This is a genomic window from Nostocoides japonicum T1-X7 (assembly GCF_001046855.1).
In the GTDB taxonomy this organism is placed as follows: domain Bacteria; phylum Actinomycetota; class Actinomycetes; order Actinomycetales; family Dermatophilaceae; genus Nostocoides; species Nostocoides japonicum.
In genome coordinates this window covers 4,588,804-4,591,542 of the sequence record NZ_HF570958.1, presented here as the reverse complement: position 1 = coordinate 4,591,542, position 2,739 = coordinate 4,588,804, and the positions used below count along the sequence as shown (strand labels likewise).

The window sequence follows — 2,739 nt, the reverse complement described above, 5'->3', positions numbered from 1 at the left end:
GCGCGGCGTCGTCGCGCCCGGGTGGGCGGTCTGGAAGGTGAGGAGCGGCCCGGACCCCGTGCTCGCCACGGCACGGCCCGGCACGTCGTCGGGGAGCAGGGCAGCATCGGGTGCCGCGATGACGTGCTCGGAGTCGAGGCGGTCCCGGACGCGCAGCGCGATGCGGAGGTTGACGTTCGCCTGGATGTCCGCGGTGATGGCGCCCGCCGGCCGCTGGGTCGCGAGGACGAGATGGAGCCCGAGTGAGCGGCCGAGGGCGGCGAGGCGCACGAGTCCCTCGACGAACTCGGGCAGCTCCTCGACGAGCATCTTCAGCTCGTCGACGACGATGACGAGCCGGGGGAGCGGGCCGGCCGGTCCGGGATCGGCGTTGAGCTCCTCGATGTCTCGGGCGCCGCGTGCGGCGAGCACGTGCTCCCTGCGACGCAGCTCGGCCGTGAGGCCGACGAGAGCCCGGCGGGCCAGGTGCAGGTCGAGGTCGGTGACGACGGCGGCCGTGTGGGGGAGGTCTGCGCATTCGCGGAACGCGGCGCCCCCCTTGTAGTCGACGAGGACGAAGGACAGCCGCTCCGGCGAGTGCCGGGCCGCGAGGCCCGCGACGAGGCTGCGCAGCAGCTCCGACTTGCCCGCTCCCGTCGTGCCGCCGATGAGGGCGTGCGGTCCGTCGGTGACCAGATCGACGACGTGGGGTCCCTGACGGTCCCATCCGACGACCGCGTCGAGACCGGGGCGGTCGGCGGCCCAGGCCACGCTCAACCCCTCGGGGTCGTCGACGTCGACGGCGAGGCACTCGGCGAGTCCGACGGAGGTGGGCAGGGTCGCGGCACGGGCCCGAGGATCCCGCAGGGGAGCGAGGGCTCTGGTGAGACGCTCGGCCCACGCGGCGTCGACGCCGTCGGGCACGAAGCGCCGAGGGGACTGACCGGCGACCGTGAGGATCGCCCGGCCGGCACGGTCCGAGGGGGTGAGCTCGACGACGGCCCGGCACTGCGGGGGCAGGTCGGCGGCCGCATCGCCGAGCGCCACGACGATGCAGCGGCCCTCCAGCGCGTGCGTGCAGAGCGCATCGACGACGGGTGACCCCCGGACACCGGGCACCTCGGCCGCGCTCGCTGTCGCGGCGGCGCCGGGTCCGTCGGCCGTGGCGGGCGCCTCGAGCGGACGGGGTGTCCCCGTCAGCACGACGACCGGGAGAGCATCGCGCGGACGACCCGCGTCGCGGCGGCCCGACCGCGCGTCGAGTCGCCTGAGGAGCGCCGCCACGCTGCTCGCCACCGGCCCGGTCGGCCTCTCGACATGCGGCAACCACCGCGTCCAGGACGACTCCTCGGCGGGCCCGACGACGTGCAGGACGACATCCGCCGGCGAATGCCGGACGGCGAGCTGGCCGAGGAGGGTCCGGCACAGCGCCTCTCGGCTCCTCGGAGGCCCGCAGAGGCCGACGACCCCGGCGGCCGAGAGGTCGAGGACGAAGGGGGAGTCCATGAGGGTCTGCGCCACCGGGCGGTGCGAGACCGGGTCGACGACGACGGTCGCCGAGGGCGAGTCCCCGATACCGAGGCGCAGGACGACGGGGTCGTCGGCGCCGCGGTCCCACAGCTGACGCGTCGGCCCGAGGGCGGCGCGCAGGGTCTGGGCCGCGTCGGGGTGCCGGGCCGCCGACGCGGCCCGTTCCGCGGCGAGTGCGGCCGCGACGGACTCCTCGACCGCGCGCCGCTCGGTGTCGTATGCCGCGCGCTCGGTCGCATACCGCCGTCGCCCGGCGCGTCGGTCGGACCAGGTCGTGCCGCCGCTCATGAGGGGACCGAGGAGGGCGAAGGCGAGGAGCTGAGGACCCCAGAGGAACGCGAGGACCGCGCAGACGGGCAGCGGCAGGAGCATGACGAGCCACGGCATCCGGACGGGTGCGGGCGGAAGGGGCTCACGGGGCAGGTCGAACGAGGCCCCGTGCGGCGGCCGGGCCAGCGCGGGGCTGCGATGAACCGTCCACGTGCCGTCGCCAGCCGCGGTCCTCGCAGCGGGTGGGGCGTCGACCGTCGTCCGGACGGCGAGCCGTGAGCCTCCGAGGAGCAGCTCGGTGCCGGGCGTCAGGGTGGCGGCCGTGACGGGTCGCCCGTCCACGACCGTCCCGTTCGTCGAGCCGAGGTCCTCGGCCCGAACGCCCTCGGCCGAGACCTCGACGGCGGTATGCCGCCGCGACAGTCCCGGATCGTCGACCGCCACGTCGCACGAGGCATCACGACCGACGACGTGTCGGCCCGGCGTGAGGGGGTACGACCGGCCCGCGTCGGGCCCGGCCACGACGTCGAGCCGGAGTGCGGCAGCCGCCGGTCGTCGGCCGGGTGTCGTCGCGACCGGGTCGTCGGACAGCTGGACCCCGGCGCCGTCGAGCAGCGGGGGGACACCCACGGGCGTGTCAGGGGCGACGACCCGGCCGTCGACGACGAGCCCGGGGATGGTCCCACCCGGCCGCCCCAGCCACACCTCGGCGAGGGCCGTCGCCAGGTCCGCGGCCGTGTCGCCCTGGTCCGCGTCGACGGTCACGTCGAGGACGCGGGAGCTGCCTGGCCGGGTGAGGCTGAGCCGGAAGGTCATTCGCATACCACCGGACGGTAGGCCGTCGGGGTGACAGCGGCCGAAAGTTATCCACAGGCGGCGACAACCCGCCGGCCCGCGAGCCAGGCCCCGTGGCACACGGCCCACCCCCGCCCGTCGGGGGTCGGGAGTCAGGTCCCACCC

The 2,739-nt window shown here is 76.0% G+C and carries 1 protein-coding gene; it reads right to left on the bottom strand.

Annotated elements, in window-relative coordinates; all coding sequences use genetic code 11:
- Nucleotides 1-2,601 (bottom strand): FtsK/SpoIIIE domain-containing protein (locus BN12_RS20845; RefSeq protein WP_157635603.1); only part of this gene is annotated, 2,601 nt, incomplete at its 3' end.
- Between the last annotated feature and the right edge of the window lie 138 nt (nucleotides 2,602-2,739).